The 17,255-nt window shown below is 40.3% G+C and carries 18 protein-coding genes and 1 pseudogene; 13 read left to right on the top strand and 6 right to left on the bottom strand.

What is annotated here, in order from left to right; genetic code table 11:
• The first annotated feature begins 127 nt into the window (after window positions 1-127).
• A complete protein-coding gene (locus tag D0T60_RS14790) occupies window positions 128-1,297 on the top strand; it encodes a type II toxin-antitoxin system HipA family toxin (RefSeq protein ID WP_239059575.1) in 1,170 nt (389 codons plus the stop codon).
• A gap of 505 nt (window positions 1,298-1,802) precedes the next feature.
• Here D0T60_RS14790 and D0T60_RS14780 read toward each other — a convergent pair.
• Window positions 1,803-2,126: a hypothetical protein gene (locus D0T60_RS14780; protein WP_203558352.1), complete on the bottom strand. Its 324-nt coding sequence runs from the start codon at window positions 2,124-2,126 to the stop codon at window positions 1,803-1,805.
• Between the two features lie 569 nt (window positions 2,127-2,695).
• On the opposite strand from D0T60_RS14780, the gene D0T60_RS14775 reads away from it, so the two are divergent.
• The 11 genes and pseudogenes from D0T60_RS14775 to D0T60_RS14725 all read left to right on the top strand — a co-directional run bounded on the left by D0T60_RS14775 (window position 2,696) and on the right by D0T60_RS14725 (window position 10,461).
• Entirely contained in the window at window positions 2,696-3,235 is a 540-nt protein-coding gene (locus tag D0T60_RS14775) for a hypothetical protein (protein WP_163218903.1), read from the top strand.
• Entirely contained in the window at window positions 3,225-3,557 is a 333-nt protein-coding gene (locus D0T60_RS14770) for a DUF4134 family protein (RefSeq protein ID WP_163218902.1), read from the top strand. The genes D0T60_RS14775 and D0T60_RS14770 overlap by 11 nt, the downstream gene beginning before the upstream one ends.
• 75 nt (window positions 3,558-3,632) lie before the next feature.
• Window positions 3,633-3,890, top strand: a pseudogene (locus tag D0T60_RS14765) (DUF4134 family protein); the annotation flags it as partial.
• Between the two features lie 140 nt (window positions 3,891-4,030).
• Window positions 4,031-4,564 carry a hypothetical protein gene (locus tag D0T60_RS14760; RefSeq protein ID WP_163218900.1) on the top strand — a complete coding sequence of 178 codons (534 nt, stop codon included), beginning with the start codon at window positions 4,031-4,033 and terminating at the stop codon, window positions 4,562-4,564.
• Entirely contained in the window at window positions 4,561-6,357 is a 1,797-nt protein-coding gene (locus tag D0T60_RS14755; protein ID WP_163218899.1) for a reverse transcriptase/maturase family protein, read from the top strand. Before D0T60_RS14760 ends, D0T60_RS14755 begins: the two co-directional genes overlap by 4 nt.
• The gene (locus tag D0T60_RS14750) at window positions 6,354-6,584 is read left to right on the top strand and encodes a DUF4134 family protein (protein WP_239059574.1); all 231 of its coding nucleotides are present in this window, start codon (window positions 6,354-6,356) and stop codon (window positions 6,582-6,584) included. The genes D0T60_RS14755 and D0T60_RS14750 overlap by 4 nt, the downstream gene beginning before the upstream one ends.
• A gap of 6 nt (window positions 6,585-6,590) precedes the next feature.
• Window positions 6,591-6,896 (top strand): DUF4133 domain-containing protein, encoded by a 306-nt coding sequence (locus D0T60_RS14745; RefSeq protein ID WP_163218898.1) that lies wholly within the window; start codon window positions 6,591-6,593, stop codon window positions 6,894-6,896.
• A gap of 18 nt (window positions 6,897-6,914) precedes the next feature.
• Entirely contained in the window at window positions 6,915-7,187 is a 273-nt protein-coding gene (locus D0T60_RS14740; protein WP_163218896.1) for a hypothetical protein, read from the top strand.
• Between the two features lie 80 nt (window positions 7,188-7,267).
• Window positions 7,268-8,164: an Rpn family recombination-promoting nuclease/putative transposase gene (locus tag D0T60_RS14735; protein ID WP_163218894.1), complete on the top strand. Its 897-nt coding sequence runs from the start codon at window positions 7,268-7,270 to the stop codon at window positions 8,162-8,164.
• Between the two features lie 1,157 nt (window positions 8,165-9,321).
• Window positions 9,322-9,621: a type VI secretion system tube protein TssD gene (gene tssD, locus D0T60_RS14730; protein ID WP_163218892.1), complete on the top strand. Its 300-nt coding sequence runs from the start codon at window positions 9,322-9,324 to the stop codon at window positions 9,619-9,621.
• 234 nt (window positions 9,622-9,855) lie between these two features.
• Window positions 9,856-10,461: a hypothetical protein gene (locus tag D0T60_RS14725; protein ID WP_163218890.1), complete on the top strand. Its 606-nt coding sequence runs from the start codon at window positions 9,856-9,858 to the stop codon at window positions 10,459-10,461.
• A gap of 107 nt (window positions 10,462-10,568) precedes the next feature.
• Here the strand turns inward: D0T60_RS14725 and D0T60_RS14720 are convergent, their stop codons facing one another.
• Together D0T60_RS14720 and D0T60_RS14715 are read right to left on the bottom strand one after the other, a co-directional pair.
• Window positions 10,569-11,465 carry an Abi family protein gene (locus tag D0T60_RS14720; RefSeq protein ID WP_163218888.1) on the bottom strand — a complete coding sequence of 299 codons (897 nt, stop codon included), beginning with the start codon at window positions 11,463-11,465 and terminating at the stop codon, window positions 10,569-10,571.
• Between the two features lie 340 nt (window positions 11,466-11,805).
• The gene (locus D0T60_RS14715) at window positions 11,806-12,165 is read right to left on the bottom strand and encodes a hypothetical protein (RefSeq protein ID WP_163218887.1); all 360 of its coding nucleotides are present in this window, start codon (window positions 12,163-12,165) and stop codon (window positions 11,806-11,808) included.
• A gap of 120 nt (window positions 12,166-12,285) precedes the next feature.
• Between D0T60_RS14715 and D0T60_RS14710 the strand changes: the two genes are divergently transcribed.
• A complete protein-coding gene (locus tag D0T60_RS14710) occupies window positions 12,286-13,101 on the top strand; it encodes a phosphoribosyltransferase (protein ID WP_163218885.1) in 816 nt (271 codons plus the stop codon).
• A gap of 67 nt (window positions 13,102-13,168) precedes the next feature.
• On the opposite strand, the gene D0T60_RS14705 is transcribed toward D0T60_RS14710, so the two are convergent.
• The 3 genes from D0T60_RS14705 to D0T60_RS14695 all read right to left on the bottom strand — a co-directional run bounded on the left by D0T60_RS14705 (window position 13,169) and on the right by D0T60_RS14695 (window position 17,237).
• Window positions 13,169-14,584, bottom strand: coding sequence for an OmpA family protein (locus tag D0T60_RS14705; protein WP_163218884.1), 1,416 nt, complete (start codon window positions 14,582-14,584; stop codon window positions 13,169-13,171).
• Window positions 14,585-14,720: 136 nt separating this feature from the next.
• Window positions 14,721-16,178 carry a MobV family relaxase gene (mobV, locus tag D0T60_RS14700; protein ID WP_163218882.1) on the bottom strand — a complete coding sequence of 486 codons (1,458 nt, stop codon included), beginning with the start codon at window positions 16,176-16,178 and terminating at the stop codon, window positions 14,721-14,723.
• 255 nt (window positions 16,179-16,433) lie between these two features.
• Complete coding sequence (locus D0T60_RS14695) at window positions 16,434-17,237, bottom strand: hypothetical protein (RefSeq protein WP_163218880.1); 804 nt, start codon at window positions 17,235-17,237, stop codon at window positions 16,434-16,436.
• Window positions 17,238-17,255 lie beyond the last annotated feature (18 nt).

The following is a 17,255-nucleotide window of genomic DNA, read 5'->3' as shown; positions in this document are numbered from 1 at the left end:
CAAAAACAAAAATACTCAATTGAAAAATCCAATGTGAGCACGATAACTATGCCTTGTGATGTATTGAAGAGGAAGAGAAAATTATCCCGAATTCAGGTTTATAAAGGGCGGATATGATATCGCTCCATTGAAAGCCCCAATAAATGGTGTGTCCGCTGGGCTTGGGCTGCCTGTTTATGGAGAGGATGATAAAATCTTTGGTGGTTTGCCCTCTTTTATAGCCGATTCACTGCCTGATCATTGGGGAAATAGGGTATTCAATGAGTGGGCGAAAGCGCATCATATAAAATCCCGTGACTTGTCATCACTTGACCGCCTGGCATACATCGGTAGACGAGGAATGGGAGCGCTGGAGTTTATACCTCCTGCCGCTGAAGAAATGGAAAAACCATTCAAAGTGGAGATTGCCGACCTGTACAGGCTTGCCTGTGCTGCCCTGAACGAAGCTAAGGATTTCAAGGCAGAAATGCAACCTGATTTGATGATTGAAAGCCTGTTCAAGGTGGGGACATCTGCCGGTGGTCGCAGGGCAAAAGCGATTATCCATGTAAATACAGAAACGAATGAGTGTTATTCAGGACAGGTAAGTGCTCCTGCACCCGGTTTTCCCCCAATGATTATCAAATTTGATGAACATCTTGATCTACCAACAACCCGTATTGAATACAGTTATTACCTGATGGCCCGGGACGCAGGGGTGAAAATGATGCCATCGATGCTTGTCGAGGGGGAAAAGGAAGTACATTTTCTTACCGAGCGGTTTGATCGCAAGGGAAATGAGAAAATTCATATCCAGACTTTGGCAGCAATGAACCCGACAGCAGACAGCTATGAGTCTCTGTTTGACACTGCCGGTCGTATCGGTATCATACCGGCGGAAATGCAGCAGTTATTTTTGTCCATGACCATGAATGTGCTTGGCGGAAATGTGGATGACCACAATAAGAATTTTAGCTTTATGATGGAGCAAGACGGAGTATGGCATATTACTCCCACGTATGATTTCACATTTTCGGTCGATCCGTCGGCACCGGGATATGTAAACCGTCATTGCATGACCATAAACAACAAAAACGCTGGCATCGAACGTGGAGATTTGCTTGAGATGGCTAAGAAATATAATATAAAAGGTGCCGATTCCCTTATAGAAAAGGCAATCAGTGCTGTCAGCGACTACCCACGATATGCACAACTGGCAGGGATTGATGGCTATTGGAGCCACCAAATAAAAGAGGAAATTACTTATCGCATTGAGGTATTATCAGGAATGTCCCGGCAGGAAGGACTTCATCGATAAAGTTTTTCTTAGGGAAGGCTTTTGCTAACAGACAAAAGTATCGGGTGTATCGGGCGGTGTTTTCATCGTCCGGTATCCATAAAAAGGGGTGTGCAGTTGGTTCATGAAAGAAGAAGCCGAGCGAAAAAACCGCCCGTGTTTATGTTTCTTTTTCTTCCTTTTTTTATATCCCATTGAGAAATATACCAAGAATCATAGTACTTGTCTCCTAACAAGCTGAATCTGCCTGTCTGTCCTGTTTGGCTGCATATTGTTTTGCTTCCAAGATAGAGGAAAACTCCCCCAACTTTTTGAAACCGATAAATAGCTTGAATTTGTCACTGTTTTCCCTGTGATTTTTTACTTCTTCCTGTAACATTGCATATAATATTTGATAATTTTCTTTCTTTTGTTCTAATTTGCTGTATGCCTTTTGTAATTGCTCATCCGTTTCTATATTGAAAAACAGATTATTACATTCATTGTAGTCGATATATCGGGCAATAGCTCTTTCGACTTTGGTTATCTATGCCTTTGCCGAAGCTACTTTTCCCAATATAAAGTCAAAACCCGTATGTAAGCCTGTTCGCTTGTCGTAATAGCAAAACAATAGGTCTATGTTCTTTCGTGGGTACTTACATATTAACTTAGCCTTTCGCCAGTTTATCAGCCACCGCCAACGGTCTAATATGTCACGGGGTATGTCTATCGTATGAAGAACCTCCCGACTTCTGTCGGGGTTGCGGATTTCAAAGGAGATATATACCCAATGCTCAATTTTCAGTTCCCGTTCTGCTTTTGCAAGGTCTTTTGCTTCTTGCATCCAATCGTCCATTTTCTCCTGTGCCATTATATTGTCTTTTTAATGTTAATTCTTGTCGTCATAATTCTTACTGCATTGAAGATTTTATGCGAGAATAGATTAGCAACGATATTGTTTCGTATTGATATTTCTGTTCTTGTTTTCATAATCACGACCTTTTTTTTATGCGGCGAATGAGTTGAGCGACTGACTTGTTTCGTGGGCTTTGCAAAGGAGAGGTGTTTTGCAGGAGCAAATTTTTAGCAGAATACTACCTGAAAGCGTGGAGATTGTGATACGAAAAATTTGTTCAGATCAGCAAAACCCGATTTTACCTTTGCGCACGCAACAAGTTAGCCATCTGCATCAACTTATTCTACCTTTTCGCATGAAGGGAGTATTGGCTACTGGAAACAAGAAACAGAAATTGGAACAACTGTTACTCCCTGATGAAAGAAGACTGTAGAATTCTTTTCTTGAGTATGATTGTAGGTATGATTTTTATTTAAAAATGGAATACAGGTTAAAAACGGAAGCTTTCCAAATAGATTCTGATTTTTTTCGTCATTTTTCATCATTCATTTGCAGCCGAAATCGAACAAAAACAGATTAATAACATGAGTCCATTTGCAATATTTGCCATTGTATTAACCATAGCATATATCATTTACTATGGCGTAAATATCAGTCGAGACCTGTACGGTAAAAAGGGTCAGGAGAATGACACGGAAGAGATTTTCGATGTGGGTACTATGACGGAAATAGAAGACCCCATTCCTGTAACAGAAGATGGAGACGGATTTGTTATAGGGGCACAAAAGAGCCTTGAAGATCTTTCGGAAGTGAATCCACTCAGAGAACAGGGGGAAGAGGAAAAGGAGAATGATGATTCTTACCAGAGTGAAACAGCCACCCAAAGTGGAATGACTGAAAAAAGTAAAACTGAAGAGCAGGTTGATACTATCCGCCGGAATATGATTGAAGGGGATATTCAGAGTGAAGTTGTTATGGATGAAAAAGAGTTCGAGGACTATCTTATCAATCAGCAGGTTATCCTTTTCGATAACCAACGTCAGGATAAGGGACTTAAAGAAGTGAAGGCTTCGGATAACGAGAAGTCAGAAAACAACAAATCGGAGATTAGAGATGCAATCTAAAATACTTAGGTCTTTTGGGGTTTTCACCAGTTTGTTTTCGGCTCAGTTTGCACTCGCCAAAAGCGGTGGTGTGGATTATAGCTGGGGAGTCGATGCATTGGCCTTGATGCATGATTATGTGGTAACGATGATGCTCTACGTGCTTTACTTAGGTTATGCTATCGCTGCTATCGTAGTGATAATAGCAAGTTTTCAGATTTACATCAAAATGAATGTCGGGGAAGAGGGAGTTACGAAAGAAATACTCTTTCTGGTAGGTGCCTGTATCTTCATGATTAGTGCCTCCATCCTATTTCCTTCCTTCTTCGGATATCAGATATAAAATTCAAAATAGTTTCTAAAAACACTCAACTGCGCAGAAGAGTAAAAACCGTGTATTAATTATTAATGTAAACAAATGATTCAGAAATTCAAGAAATTTATGAAGGGTATTTGCTCTTCCGAGAGAATCAAGATGATGTCTCTCATGTTGCTTGTCGGAACAACGGCAGTGATGGCGCAGAACGCGGCAGGCGACTATTCTGCGGGTACCACAGCCCTTGGTACTGTGACTTCGGAAATAGCCAAGTATGTGCCGTATGTGGTCAAACTTTGTTATGCTATTGCAGGTGTTGTAGCGGTAGTTGGGGCTATTTCCGTGTATATAAAGATGAGTGCGTCCGTATTGGTTTTACAGTAAATATCTAATTAGCAATAGATTAAGTTAGCGTTTAAATGTTGAGAAAAGAAATACATATTATTCATGCTGGACTTGTTAATTTACAGTTAACAGGCTTCAACGTCATGTGTAATTATATGATTTTCAACATAGAACTTATCCCCACCAAGCTTACCTGCAATGGGACAATAGCATGCAAGGAAAGCACCCAGTCGGTGAACTGCAAAGCCGTGACGAAGGTGCAAGGGGAAAAGGCATATATGAGGATGAAGCCTGATTGGTTGAACGATAGTTCAGCGGTCTATGATGTGGCTACAACGGAAAGCAGTTATATACGTTGTATTGGAGTACCTGCGCAATGTTCATTTGTGTCGCAGGCACAAAACGGACTCCAACGCGACCGCAATAAGCGGATAAACGAACGTAAGTCGCATCCGACAATATGCCGTGCCAATAGTTATTGTAAGACTAAACGGAGATTGGTTGTAAAATCTTTCCACAAAGGGATTCTTTCCGGGTGGATAGGAGGAAGAGTGACGGCTCTGTCCTCTATATGGATTTCAGCCAACGGAGCTCCCATAGTAGTCCGAGCACGGGAAAGCCGTGTACATGGCGAAGGGGAGCAGGTGAACCGTCAAGTATTAAAAGTGAAATATGTGAGAGACATATGAGAAATCCACAGATAATACTCGACACGCTGTATTCACACAGCAAAGATTCGAGCTATACGTTCGAACGCCTTTATCGTATCCTATTCAATGAGGACATCTACCATTATGCGTATCAACGCCTCGGTAATAAAGCAGGGAATCTTACTCCCGGCACCGATGGCGATACAATTAATGGCATGAACATTCAGAAGATAAGATACGTCATTGAGTGTCTCAAAAACGAGACCTACCAACCCTATCCTGCCAGAAGAACTTACATTCCGAAAAAGAATGGGAAACTTCGCCCACTTGGGATTCCCGCGTGGATTGATAAATTAGTGCAAGAGGTTATCCGTATGATTCTACAAGCTATATATGAGGGGACGTTCAGCGACCGTTCGCATGGCTTCAGACCATACAAAAGTTGCCATACAGCACTGACTCAGATTCAAAAGACGTTCACAGGGGCTAAATGGTTCATTGAGGGAGATATCAAAGGTTTCTTTGACAATATCGACCATGATGTACTCATCGGAACCTTACGAAAAAGAATCTCAGACGAGCGGTTCCTCCGACTGATTCGGAAATTTCTCAATGCAGGATATATTGAAGACTGGACCTTTCATGAATCGGTTACGGGTACTCCTCAAGGTGGCATTATTTCACCAATTCTTGCCAACATATACCTTGACAACCTTGACCGTTATATGGTTGATTACGCCACAAAATTCGACAAGGGTAATTGTAGGAGAATCAATCCTGCCTATTATAAGCTCAACAATAAGCTTAGTTGGGCCAAGGGGCGGCTTCTCAAAGAGACAGATGAATGTAAACGTACTGCTCTACAAGAAAAGATAACTTCTTTGCAAGCAGAAATGAGACGCACGGAGCATGGATTGCCCACTGATGAAAACTACCGCCGTATTGTGTATACAAGATATGCGGATGATTTTCTTATTGGTGTTATTGGAACAAAAATAGAATGTGAAATTATCAAAGCGGACATCACAAATTTCATGCGTGATACCCTCCACCTTGAACTTTCACCGGAAAAGACTCTGATAACCCACGGTAAGGACATCGCCAAATTCCTTGGATTTGATATTACGGTAAGAAGTTCTGAGGTAATGCAACGAAATGCAAGGGGAATCCTGCAAAGAAATCATAAAGGTAAAGTGCAGCTTCTGGTAAGTGCCGACCATGTGAAGAAAGCTCTTGAAAAACACGATGCTGTTAAATATAAAATAGAAAACGGCAAAACGGTTTGGAAGTCTAAAGCACGTGGGAAGTTATTTTCCAAGAAACCGCATGAAATCCTTATGCAGGTAAATTCTGAAATCCGTGGATTCTACAACTACTATTGTATCGCTAACAACTCTTCCTGGTGGTGTGCAAAGTATGCTTACATAATGGAATATAGTCTATGCCATACATTGGCCCAGAAACTTAATCTATCAGTAAGTAAAGTTAAGGGTAAGTATCAGCATAATGGTGTATTTACCATTCATTACAATGGTAAGGATGGGAAACATCATAGTGTGACGCTCTACCATGATGGCTTTGCAAGAATAACCAAAAAGAGATACGAATCGGACACCATAGGAGAAGTTCTTCCTCATCCAACTCTTACTGAGAGATTGAGAAAAGGGAACTGCGAACTCTGTGGTAAAGAGGGAGCATTATTAATGTACCATGCGAGGGCGATGAAAAATCTTTCGGAGCGTACTCTATGGGGCAAAAAGATGCTTGAAATAAATCGTAAGTCTTTAGCGGTATGTAGTGATTGTTTTACAAAAATAATAAAGGCAAAATGAATACAGTGATGGTTTACTGGAGAGCCGGATACGTGGAGACATGTACGTCCGGTTCGGGAGCAGATTTGTGGAAACCTGCCAACCGCAAGGTGGTAAGGCGCCACATCTCGAGCTCACACAACGAAGAACAAGATGTCAAGAAGTCCATCATGATGATTGTAGGAGCTTGTATTTTCCTTGTGGCAGCTGCACAGGCATTGCCTTTGTTCTTTGGTGTAAGTAGTTAAACTGTAATGGGCACTGACTCTAACTCCGATGACCGGTATGCAGAATACCCGTTGTTCAAGGGGCTGCAAAAGCCTCTTGAATTCATGGGAGTCCAGGGCCGCTACATCTATTGGGCAGCAGGTGCTATCGGTGGAGCCATTATTGGCTTCATCGTAGCCTACTGTCTGATTGGATTTCTTGCGGGTCTGATTACATTGGTTTTTGCGCTGGGTACAGGTGCGGCTTTTATCTTCATCAAACAGAAAAAAGGGCTGCATAGTAAGAAAAGCAATAAGGGGGTATTTATTTACGCCAATTCAAAAAGAGTGTAATAATATTCGAAAACCAAAATGCAGTATCTATTTATTTTAATTGGAACATTGTTGTTGTCAGCCTGTAGTAGGCAAACCCAAACACAGCACTCACTGGAAGCCCAACAGACAGCCGAAAAGACAAGGGAAAATTGGGATAACGCCAAACGCTCTTTTGAAGTGAGTTTCGAAGGCTTGTCAACGCAGGAAATGGAAACGTTGACCTCTATCGGGATTTATGCGAATCCGAAGGATGCCACGGAGGAAGAATTGGTAGCTTTACATCCTATAAAAGCCGAATCAAAAAGATAATAGCAATAACTACTTCATAAATGGAGAAAAATATGTATATTTGTAATAAAGTTCCCATTAAACCAAAAAACGACCCATACATGAGATATCTTGATCCAAAAGCAGACCTGACATTCAAACGTGTATTTGGCGAACATCCCGATTTGGTGATGAGTTTCCTCAATGCCCTGTTACCTCTGAATGAAGGAGAAGAAATAACCGACATTGAATACCTATCGCCGGAGATAGTGCCTGATCATCCACTGAGAAAAAACAGCATTGTAGATGTGCGCTGCAAAGATCGGAAAGGAAGGCTTTTTATTGTGGAAATGCAAATGATTTGGTCGCCGGAATATCAACAACGCGTACTATTCAATGCATCGAAAGCATACGTCCGGCAACTGGGAAAGAAAGAAGAATACAAACTTCTGCAACCTGTCTATTCGCTTAACCTGATAAACGAAATTTTCGAACCCGAATTGGATGGATACTACCATTACTATAAAATGGTACATGTGGAGCATACCGAAAAAGTGATAGATGGACTACATCTGATATTCATAGAACTCCCCAAATTTGCCTCACGAGCCTACCAAGCAAAAAGAATGCAGGTGTTATGGCTGCGCTACCTCACCGAAATAAGCGAAGAAACACGCGAAGTTCCCCAAGAACTATTGGAAAACCCGGAGGTAAAGAAAGCCGTTACCGCATTGGAAGAGTCTGCCTTTACCGATGCACAACTGTTGGGATATGATGATTTCTGGGATGTAATCAGAACAGAAATAACACGTGTTAATAGTGCGGAGAGGAAAGGAATGAAAAAAGGTATAGAAAAAGGTATAGAGAAAGGTATAGAAAAAGGCATAGAAAAAGGCATAGAAAAAGGAAGAGAAGAAGAAAAACGTACTATTGCACGAAATCTAAAACAGATTGGAGCTACGACCGAGATGATCTCAAATGCTACAGGACTATCCGCAGAAGAAATAGCAGAACTTTAATAAATGTAAGAAGAAAAAAGGTGGAGCTCATGAAGTTTCGCCTTTGTCTTTATCATTATGAAACACATACGGTTAAGTAGACTAACACATACGGTTAAGTCGCTCAACTCATACGGCTAAATCAGCTGTCGCATACGGTTAAATCAATCGTTTCGACCGTATTGAGTTGGTCGGATTTTACATGTAAAATCTGACCAGTATCCATGAAGGAACTGTAGAAGACATGACAATTACTTAATTCATTTACTGCTAATTGCAAAGAAAGGGTTATCTTTGTAAACAATGCGTATTGGTTATTGTGGCTCAATAATTTTTAATTGAACTACCCAAAGATATTACATTGGTTTAAAAGATAAAAAAGATATAGAATCTAAAGAAATACTACTGTATTGCGTTGAAACCGAAAAACTCGTTAAACTTCCACAAAACACCGTTAACATACATGTCTGTGGTGATTATATAGCCGTATTGACTTATCTGAATAAAAACATTTTCACCTCCTGTTATTACTATAGTACAGATAAAGGTCGTAGCTGGTCTTGCGAAACTCCGATTGAACAAACAACAGTATATAAGCCTGCAATGTTTGGAAAAGGACACCTATGGGTGGGAGCACGAAATATCAAGGCCGATTTTGTATCCATAATGGTACGCAATTATTGGTGAATGGAATTTTATATAAAAACGATCCGCTAAAAAACAATTTATTCAAACATTAAATTTATGGGGTTGAAGCGAGCAAAGTGCCCATGAGGGTGTTGTGCAGGGGGCTACTGCACATCGATTTGCCTTTGCCGCAAAGACAAGTCTACGTTTGCCGCAAAGACAATGTTGCGTTCGCGGCAAAGGCAAATCTACGTTTGCGGCAAAGGTGAAACGGGTTGAAAAATAATTGACTTTTAGAGTGTATTTCTACAATCTATTGAGATAGTTTGCAAATTGCTGGACCAATAATTATAGGGGAGTTTTAAGCAAATCAAATTGTCGAAATATTGAGTGTCTTAATTTATTTAGTCTATATATTTGATTATTTGACCCAAAAAGCATACTTTTGGGAGAAATACATATTGTATATTAGAATGTATTGAACGAAATTAAGGTGAATGTTTCGATGACCTGTTACTGGCTTATTGGTCGTAAGAAAGATAATTAATACCATGGACGGTAAAGCAACCCTCAAACTACGCAGCCCACAGGCAGATAATGTGCAGCACCTCTATCATGAAAGTTACGATGTGATGTACTATGAGTACACTTTGCACAAAAATAAAAATGTTAAAGGCGAGGTGGACGGAGATGTGCAAGCAGGTAATATATTAGTGGCTTTACCTATACTTCCGAATGACAAAATCATGTCGTGGGTGTTTGATTCATCAAAAAAATATAATGGCGAAATAACCATCAATGATGATCTCTATTTTTTGATTCGATCTTTCACTATACTCATTTTTTGCTGAAGCGACTATTGCCAATTGTTCCTTTGTGGCAGTGATTAAAACTTTAAATTCGTTATTGTTAAAGGCCGTGTTCTGACTAAGAATGTATTTGATATGAGTTTTAAGATCATTCAGATGAAGGTTTGAAATAGAATAGTCCTCTGTTGAAATATTATCCCTATACTTCAACGCATTTACATTTTCCGCTATTCTTTCTTGGATTTCAGTTGAATTTTTGGTTGACTTTATGATCAGTTGTTACAAGAGGCAAAGGAATATGACCACGGTGATGCAATTGATCTGGAGCATACTTTCGAATCACCAATCCGGAACCGTGGTGATGTTTTGTTGGACGAGGATAACTATTATGCCGTGGTCTACAATAACAGTGTTGGCGGGACATACGAAATCATGCGTAAAGTACCTGAACAGGAAGTACGCAATGCTATTAATCGCTATGGTTTGCCTGATCGAGCTACCGAAGATGTGAAAGAAGTGGCAAAAAGTATGGTGGCTGAGCAGTTTGCGGAGATGTCAGCCAAACGTATGCCTGTCTTTGAGATGGAAAATGGTGCCGTACTACACGTGCAGTATAATCGTGATACCGACAGTCTCGATGTTGGCACGGTTACTAATGCCGGTCTTGCTGTCGAGCATAGTTTCTCATACGAACACAACACCGGTCTTGATAGTAACCTTCAAGGTTTACATGAGCAACTTTCTAAGATGGCGGAATACCAATACGGGAAAATGGATATTGGTGATGTGGACAATGATGGTAACATGGATGAAGTGGCACGCGATGAAAAGCTGCTTGTGGAAGAGGTTGAGGAAGAAGTGTATTGCAGGAGAGGGAGGTGAATAGCGCTGAATCTGGTAGCATTGTGTTTCAAAACCTACGTCATGATTCAAAAAGAAGAAAAAGGAACGGCCACATTGGAAAGACTGTTCCTTTTTTTAATAGGTGCTTATTTCCAAATATCTTCATTCTTCCAATTGGCAGGAAACCCCATTGCTCGTACATCAATCGAAGGATAACGGCTCAACAAGTCTTTAAACCTTACCACAAATGAATGATTCGGATTGATAATATTCAATAGGTAAACAATCATGCTCAATATGAAATAAACTTGTTGAGTGCCGCTGGCAGAAAGGGAAACGAACGGTTTGCGGGGTGAACGAGGCATCAAGGGACGAATACTTAACGTTCTGTTCCACAAGCGGCAATGATGTGCACAAATGTTACGAATGTACACAATACTGTGTAGCCATGAAGCAAAAACGGTGTCCGCTAGTCCGAAATAGGCAGCGATATTTCGTTTTGCCCGTCCGGGAACCAAGTTGCTATATAAAATAGAAAGGGTTCCGAAAGAGGTAATTTCCAAAGTCATCCAACTTGGGGGAAAATGATTGGAATATTTAGCTTTGAAAGCTGTAACAAATTCTTCGTCACTACGCTGATATTCTACATCTATCTTGTCTACCATTTGGGCATGATGTGCAGGATTATTAAAAAGAGAAGCATCGGTAAACCAATAGCCATTGTATTGCGAAGAAAGCAAATAAGCGATTTGTGTGCGTACTGCCACTTCTATCTTCTCTAACTCCGCACTAATCAGTTTCCGGAGTTCGCTATCGAACTTATATATACTATAAGCCGCTTCGAACGTACTTCCTGGCTTGAAAATATGATTTTGCTTATCTGCCAATAAAGGATACCAATAGCCGCTCAAACGATAGTAACTGATATTCTGTAACAGATGTAATGCTTTGGATTCATCTCCGAAAGACAGCCCACGCTGTTTAAGCAAAGTAATCTGATCAGCAAAAGATATGAGATTTTTAGGATAAGGAATTTTACTCATGGGGTATAAAAATAAAAGGCTTACCCTGAGCGCGCTGATCTGACGGGAAGCGGGGTAAGCATGTTGCTACAAAGATAAAATGATTTTCTTTAAAAACAAAATAACAATCTGATTTATTAGGAAATATTTAAAAGTAACCTGTCTGAAAAATGACTTGATAGTGCCCTAAAGAGGCCTGACTGGTTCTATCGGTTGCAAAATGATCTGTTCCACGGATGGGTGAATTCATATTATAGTTACTTAAGTATAGGAATATTTCCAATAATAACAGAGATAAATTATCAAATCGGAGATTTTTTAATGAAATAATCTGCGTATCAGGGATTTTTTTATATAATATCTAAAATTCCATTCTCAAAACCCCTTCTTCCGGATCATCAAAAGCATGGCATTTATTTAAAAAATCCTCCATAGATTCAATACCCTCTCCATACAGATTATAACTGAATCTTCGAACTTTCTGCATCGCATGAATAAAAACATTCGGATCATTTTGCCTGCTAAGACGACGTAGCACCAGCAAATAATCATTCCGGAAAACGGTTGGTATTATTATTTTAGACTCTCCGGCGGAAGTTAATTCAGCATTCATCATAACACGGGCAATTCGTCCGTTCCCAGCCGACTTCTTGTCGCACATTTTGCACAAAAACAGAGATTTTTTCAGATTATAATGGGTTGATGGTGGTGTTTTTTTCATTATTATAACGCAGAATGTATACATATCACCCATTTCCAACTACAAATACCCAATCTCTGGTTCTGTATTTATATTAGAGGATAACTCCTTTTTTATTTTAACTTTGCACGTCAAAAAAAGATGGATAAGGCTTTAATTGTATATTTCATTCTACTTGCGGTAACGATTGCTGCCATAAGATTTGCATTCTATAGCTTGAAAAAGGCTGGGGAAGCATATTTTTATGCAGCTCAATTGACCTCCGAACAATCACTGAGAAGAAAATTGAGCAGAAAAGCGGTGTTAGCAGGGAATAAAGCGGCCTACCCTATTTATGCTCTTTCCAATCCAACCGAATTTGATAGCCATAAGCCAATGAAACCATTCAAATTTAAGGGAGTGAGGTGCATTTTCACTGATTATTATATCCCCACTCGCTATCATAACGACATCAGTTATGAGCAAGGGGATTTTTACGAGGAGCTGTTAGGATTCAAGGATGGCAAGAGAAACGGTTATGACTTCTTTATGAACTGCATGGAAGCTTTGGAGCCGGAAGATGATTGTGTCATTATGTTTATGCCTTGTAGTAAGAACTGGCATTATAAGAGACGGTTTAGTGCATTGAACGATTTTCTTGAAGATTATTATCCTGAATCCTCCAATGGTTATAACTTCATCATGTATACTGGGGAACGCGAAAGCCTTCATCTGACTAAAGACAGGACCAAAAAGAGTCTGGAACAAAACTACTATATAAATTGTGATTTGACAGGAAAAAAGGTTGTTGTGGTTGATGATTTGTTTACTACAGGGAGCAGCATTTTTGATTTCAAAAAGCAGATAGAAAAGAAAGGAGGAAAAGTATCTTATGCTTTATTTCTAGGTAAGACATTCCAGATGCCTGATAAATTTGATATTTGGTTCACAGCATGGTGCAATACCAGAGGGGATTGACTTTCGCAAGCCACCCCCTTCTAAATGTTTTATTTATTACGAAAAAGTTATTATTTGAATGTAGTTGTTATTTAAGGAAGAGCATCACTGAAGTGTGCCGGTTAGCTTCTTTCGGTGTATAGGTATCAATCCCTCCTTTATTTACCTCTGAAATTCGATTCTTATCAATGCCCCGATGTAACAATTGTGAACAGATATATTTGGAACGGCTGGCTGCTAAATTATGATTAACATCAGCAGTTCCAGTAGCACTGTCAGCAGATCCACAAACCCTAATATTCAGATTGTATTGTTTTGCAATTCTGGCAATTTTATCCAAGTTGATTAACTGAGAAGCATCTGTAAGTTGATTTGTTCCCAACTCAAAGAAAAAGAAGATAGGTGCCCCTATGCATTTTTTCCCTTTTGACAACTCGGAAAGATAACCTTGTAATAATGATTGATATCCGGAAGAAATCCCTAACTTATAATTTTCTGTTGAACTCTTATCTTGGATAGAATCACCATTGAAGGAATTATCTGACCATTGCGTACTCTGCAATCTTGAGCGGAGGGAATTAAGCCCACTGTAATCATTTTTTGGATAGGATTTCACTGAAGGAGTTTTCTTGCTTTCATTCTTTGAACGATTTTTATATAAATCAAGCAAACCTTCAATTTCCAGAATCTTTTTCAATTCAGCAATTGATTCTGTATCCTCATTATGTTGCTTAGCCAATCGTGAATTGCAATCGTTTAATGAAGAAACATATTCAATCAACCATTCATTTTGCCTTATATAAGGATTGGCATCCACCACTCTTTTCCAGCCTACCTTTCCAATACAGAAAGATAAGCCAGCTGTGAGGCTCATCAGATTATCACCGAATCTATTGGAAGCGCCGCGACCGTCAAAGTTCTTGAATGTAGTAGTGCCGCCAAGTTCCATGATTAGGTGAGTCCTTTGAGAAAGACGATATTGTCCCGTCACGCCATAAGAGAAGGCAAAAGGACTGTTCCCATTATCCTCATTGTGTATGATGCCAAGTCCTGCATAGGGAACAACTTTCCATCTTGGCTGGTCACGGGCATTGTAAGAGTGAGACCATACATTCCATAAAAAATCAGCATGTACGCTTTTGTATGATTGCTTCTGCAACAGGCTGTTCTTAAGTTTGAATCCCTGAAAGGAAACCCGACCACCAATCGCCGGCGTGAACCATTTCCCTGCTGAAACAGATAAAGTCGGCTCTATTCTACCAAACAAGTCGGCACAGCCTAACGGAGAACCGACAAATGCCGAAGCTCCACCAGAAATGCTCAGAAACCAATTGTCCTTCCATATCCTCGCAGAAGTAATATTTTCAAGGTAGGATGGTTTAATTGGTTCGAGCATCTCCAAAGAAGCATTATGAACTATAAGACTATCTAAAAGGCGGACATCATCAGCTTGTGCCTTCAGCGACAAAGCGAGTGGCAAAATCAATAATATTTTCTTTATCATTGTAATCTTAATTTAATGTATGGAACAAAGAAACTGTATCTGATTGAGGTGACGAAGTGTTCTACTTCCTATCAATCTGTATTTAACCTGCATTTTGTTTCTTGGAAAAAATCATACCTATTATCATACTCAAAAACTATCTTCGCATATTTTTTCCACTTGGCTTCATCATCCGGTGAGCCATCATCAAACAGCGACGTGCCCAGGCCCGGTCATCTTCGTCATCCTTACGTCCCCAAGGAAGGTCGCTTCCTCCTCCACCTCCTCCATGTCCTTTCGCAAAGTTGGTTGCCTGATCTACCATATTGGCATATAAGAATATGGCACATTTGATAATCTCTTCGCCATGTTCCGCCATATCCTGTAACAGCGAATCGTCTAAAGATTCTTTCGTGTCAGGACTGAGAGTTGGCAAAATCATTTTGAAATCTCTGATTAAGTCATCCAAGAGTACATCCGCCAATCTAAAGCGTACTTGCTGGCTCAGATTGGCTGTCGAAGCCCTAAGTTGCTGCTCGTACTGATATGTCAGTTCTTTCGCCTTGTCTTTGAGACTTTTTAACTCATCCAACTGTTCATTGGCATGTTTCAGTTTTGCCTGTTTATCTGCCAAATTATCCAATACTTTCTGAAGGTCATTATCCAGTTTCTTAATTCGTTCGTGTAACTCTTCAGAATTACCTTTGCCGTTTTTCAATTCTTCATTGACAGCGACAATTTCTTTTTCTAATTCTTCTTTCCGCTGTTCCAAATTCAAAGTCATCGTGGTAAGTCCCTTGACTCTCTTTTCCGCAAACCGGATATCATCATAGAGCTGTTTAAGTATTTTCTTGTTCTCTTCAATCTGTCCTTCGAGAGTGGTACACTGTTCGGTAAGATCACGTCTGTACTCTTCTGTTGTGCGATGTTTCGCACCTGTTACTGCAATACTGTTTCCACGCTTCAACCCCCACTTTTCATTTACCTTGGCCAGTTCATCGTGAAGAGCCAACATGATTTCCTTGTATTCATATTTATCCTTACCGGCAAACATTTTTTTGAATGCAAACTTCTTATCCTTATCTATTGGCAAAAGAGTCATGTGGATATGCGGGTTGGTCTCATCGAGATGTACAATGAAGGCGACAATATTTTCCTCTCCCCATTTGTCACTTGCAAATCTGTACATATCCTGTGCCCACAGTTCAATATCAGGGCTTCGTTTTATATGTGAGTTGTCAGTACCCTTTGCAAGATCCACCTTTTGATTTCCGAAAGCAATTTCAAGCATACGTTCACGTGTACCACCCAAAATGAAATTGACCACCGTCCGGTACTTAGGTGTTTCCCGGTTCTCGTTGGGATCTTTAATACCACGTTCCGCCAGATTTTCCGCCATCAGTTGAGGAATACTTTTACGCTTGTCAACCGGAGTAATTACTCCGCCTTTTCTGATCTCGAAATTGAGAGCCTCCCGACTGCGGTCATAGTTTCCGGTACTGACAGCAGAGTCCCAACCTTTCTCCGACCATTTACGCTGATGTTCGTTACTTTGGCCAACCGTTATCCCTTTCGAGACACGGATATCCATGACCTGTTTCATTTGTTTCGCCATATTTTTTTAAGTTTTTTCCCCACAGCTTGCTGCCTCGTTAGAGCCTATTTCCCATTGCAATTTTGCAAATGGGGTATTAGGCTACCCACAGAATAAATTCTGTGCCTGAACAGGCAAGCCTTGTGTTTTACAAGAGGTCAAGACCTCCGAAGTGAATATCCTGCCGGAATGGAAGGGGTAATGGCTTCATGAGGCTGCATTTTGTTAAAGCGGGGCTTCCTGCCTTTTGTTAGGAAGGTAAGTTTGCGGTGATTTTTATTTTTTATTTTCAATGGGTGCAGAACGGAGTATCGCTCCGTAGTATGCAAAGATTATATCCGATAACTTTTTGACTTCATCTGAAAGCTCGGATAAATGCGACTTAAGTATAGGACTTTGACCACTTGAAAAAAGAAAACCACCCAAAGAAAGCAGACGCCAGAATTCAATGAAATCATGGTGACAATGTTCGGTAAAAAGTGTGGCGAGTACCGCATTCACATCGGGCTGTTCCGGAATAAGATTGGAGTGGTTCAGGATGAGATGTGAGATGAACCGGTGTAACCGTGCCCCGGCATCCGCTTTGCTGTCTGTCTCCTGAGGTTTGAAAATAGCATCCGTATCTTTGAAGAAATCGACACTGGAAGAGAGCATCTCTTCTACACTAATATATCCACTTAGCCATCTGGCAAGTCGCTGCTCGTCTTTGGTGAATAGAGCTTCGTTTCTTTCTTGTTCTGACGGCTGGCTGTAATGCATGGCTATTACAAAGAATTTGCCCTGTGAAAACATCTCGACATAATTCAGGGCAACCAACTTGTCGAGAAAAGACTTGACTGTAACTCTATGCCAATTCCATTTTTTTGCAAGGTCGCTGACAGTCACTGTGAACTGTCCTTGATGCAAATAAACGGTGGTTCCGAACCGGGTTTCCTCTGATGGGGCGTCTTTGCTCATTGCCATATTCATCAGTTCACAAAAAGCATCCAATTTTGATGTCCGGTCTTTGCTTCTTGGCCGGAGATACTCAAGCAGGAACTTGTCTACCTTTATCTGGTAATTTGCAATAATTTCATTCATGGGATTATATATTTTAAT

The organism is Bacteroides sp. 224 (assembly GCF_010500995.1).
Lineage (GTDB): Bacteria > Bacteroidota > Bacteroidia > Bacteroidales > Bacteroidaceae > Bacteroides.
Note: the sequence above shows the minus strand (reverse complement) of the source record. Positions and strands in the feature narration are given on the sequence as shown.

Bases quoted from the DNA above. Each gene is read 5' to 3' on its own strand.
- D0T60_RS14780 (WP_203558352.1), bottom strand. From the start codon at position 2,126: ATGGCACAGGAGAAAATGGACGATTGGATGCAAGAAGCAAAAGACCTT.
- D0T60_RS14695 (WP_163218880.1), bottom strand. From the start codon at position 17,237: ATGAATGAAATTATTGCAAATTACCAGATAAAGGTAGACAAGTTCCTG.
- D0T60_RS14735 (WP_163218894.1), top strand. From the start codon at position 7,268: ATGAGATATCTTGATCCAAAAGCAGACCTGACATTCAAACGTGTATTT.
- D0T60_RS14775 (WP_163218903.1), top strand. From the start codon at position 2,696: ATGAGTCCATTTGCAATATTTGCCATTGTATTAACCATAGCATATATC.
- D0T60_RS14770 (WP_163218902.1), top strand. From the start codon at position 3,225: ATGCAATCTAAAATACTTAGGTCTTTTGGGGTTTTCACCAGTTTGTTT.
- D0T60_RS14715 (WP_163218887.1), bottom strand. From the start codon at position 12,165: ATGAAAAAAACACCACCATCAACCCATTATAATCTGAAAAAATCTCTG.
- D0T60_RS14705 (WP_163218884.1), bottom strand. From the start codon at position 14,584: ATGATAAAGAAAATATTATTGATTTTGCCACTCGCTTTGTCGCTGAAG.
- D0T60_RS14760 (WP_163218900.1), top strand. From the start codon at position 4,031: ATGATTTTCAACATAGAACTTATCCCCACCAAGCTTACCTGCAATGGG.
- D0T60_RS14710 (WP_163218885.1), top strand. From the start codon at position 12,286: ATGGATAAGGCTTTAATTGTATATTTCATTCTACTTGCGGTAACGATT.
- D0T60_RS14755 (WP_163218899.1), top strand. From the start codon at position 4,561: ATGAGAAATCCACAGATAATACTCGACACGCTGTATTCACACAGCAAA.
- D0T60_RS14750 (WP_239059574.1), top strand. From the start codon at position 6,354: ATGAATACAGTGATGGTTTACTGGAGAGCCGGATACGTGGAGACATGT.
- D0T60_RS14740 (WP_163218896.1), top strand. From the start codon at position 6,915: ATGCAGTATCTATTTATTTTAATTGGAACATTGTTGTTGTCAGCCTGT.
- tssD (WP_163218892.1), top strand. From the start codon at position 9,322: ATGGACGGTAAAGCAACCCTCAAACTACGCAGCCCACAGGCAGATAAT.
- D0T60_RS14745 (WP_163218898.1), top strand. From the start codon at position 6,591: ATGGGCACTGACTCTAACTCCGATGACCGGTATGCAGAATACCCGTTG.
- mobV (WP_163218882.1), bottom strand. From the start codon at position 16,178: ATGGCGAAACAAATGAAACAGGTCATGGATATCCGTGTCTCGAAAGGG.
- D0T60_RS14720 (WP_163218888.1), bottom strand. From the start codon at position 11,465: ATGAGTAAAATTCCTTATCCTAAAAATCTCATATCTTTTGCTGATCAG.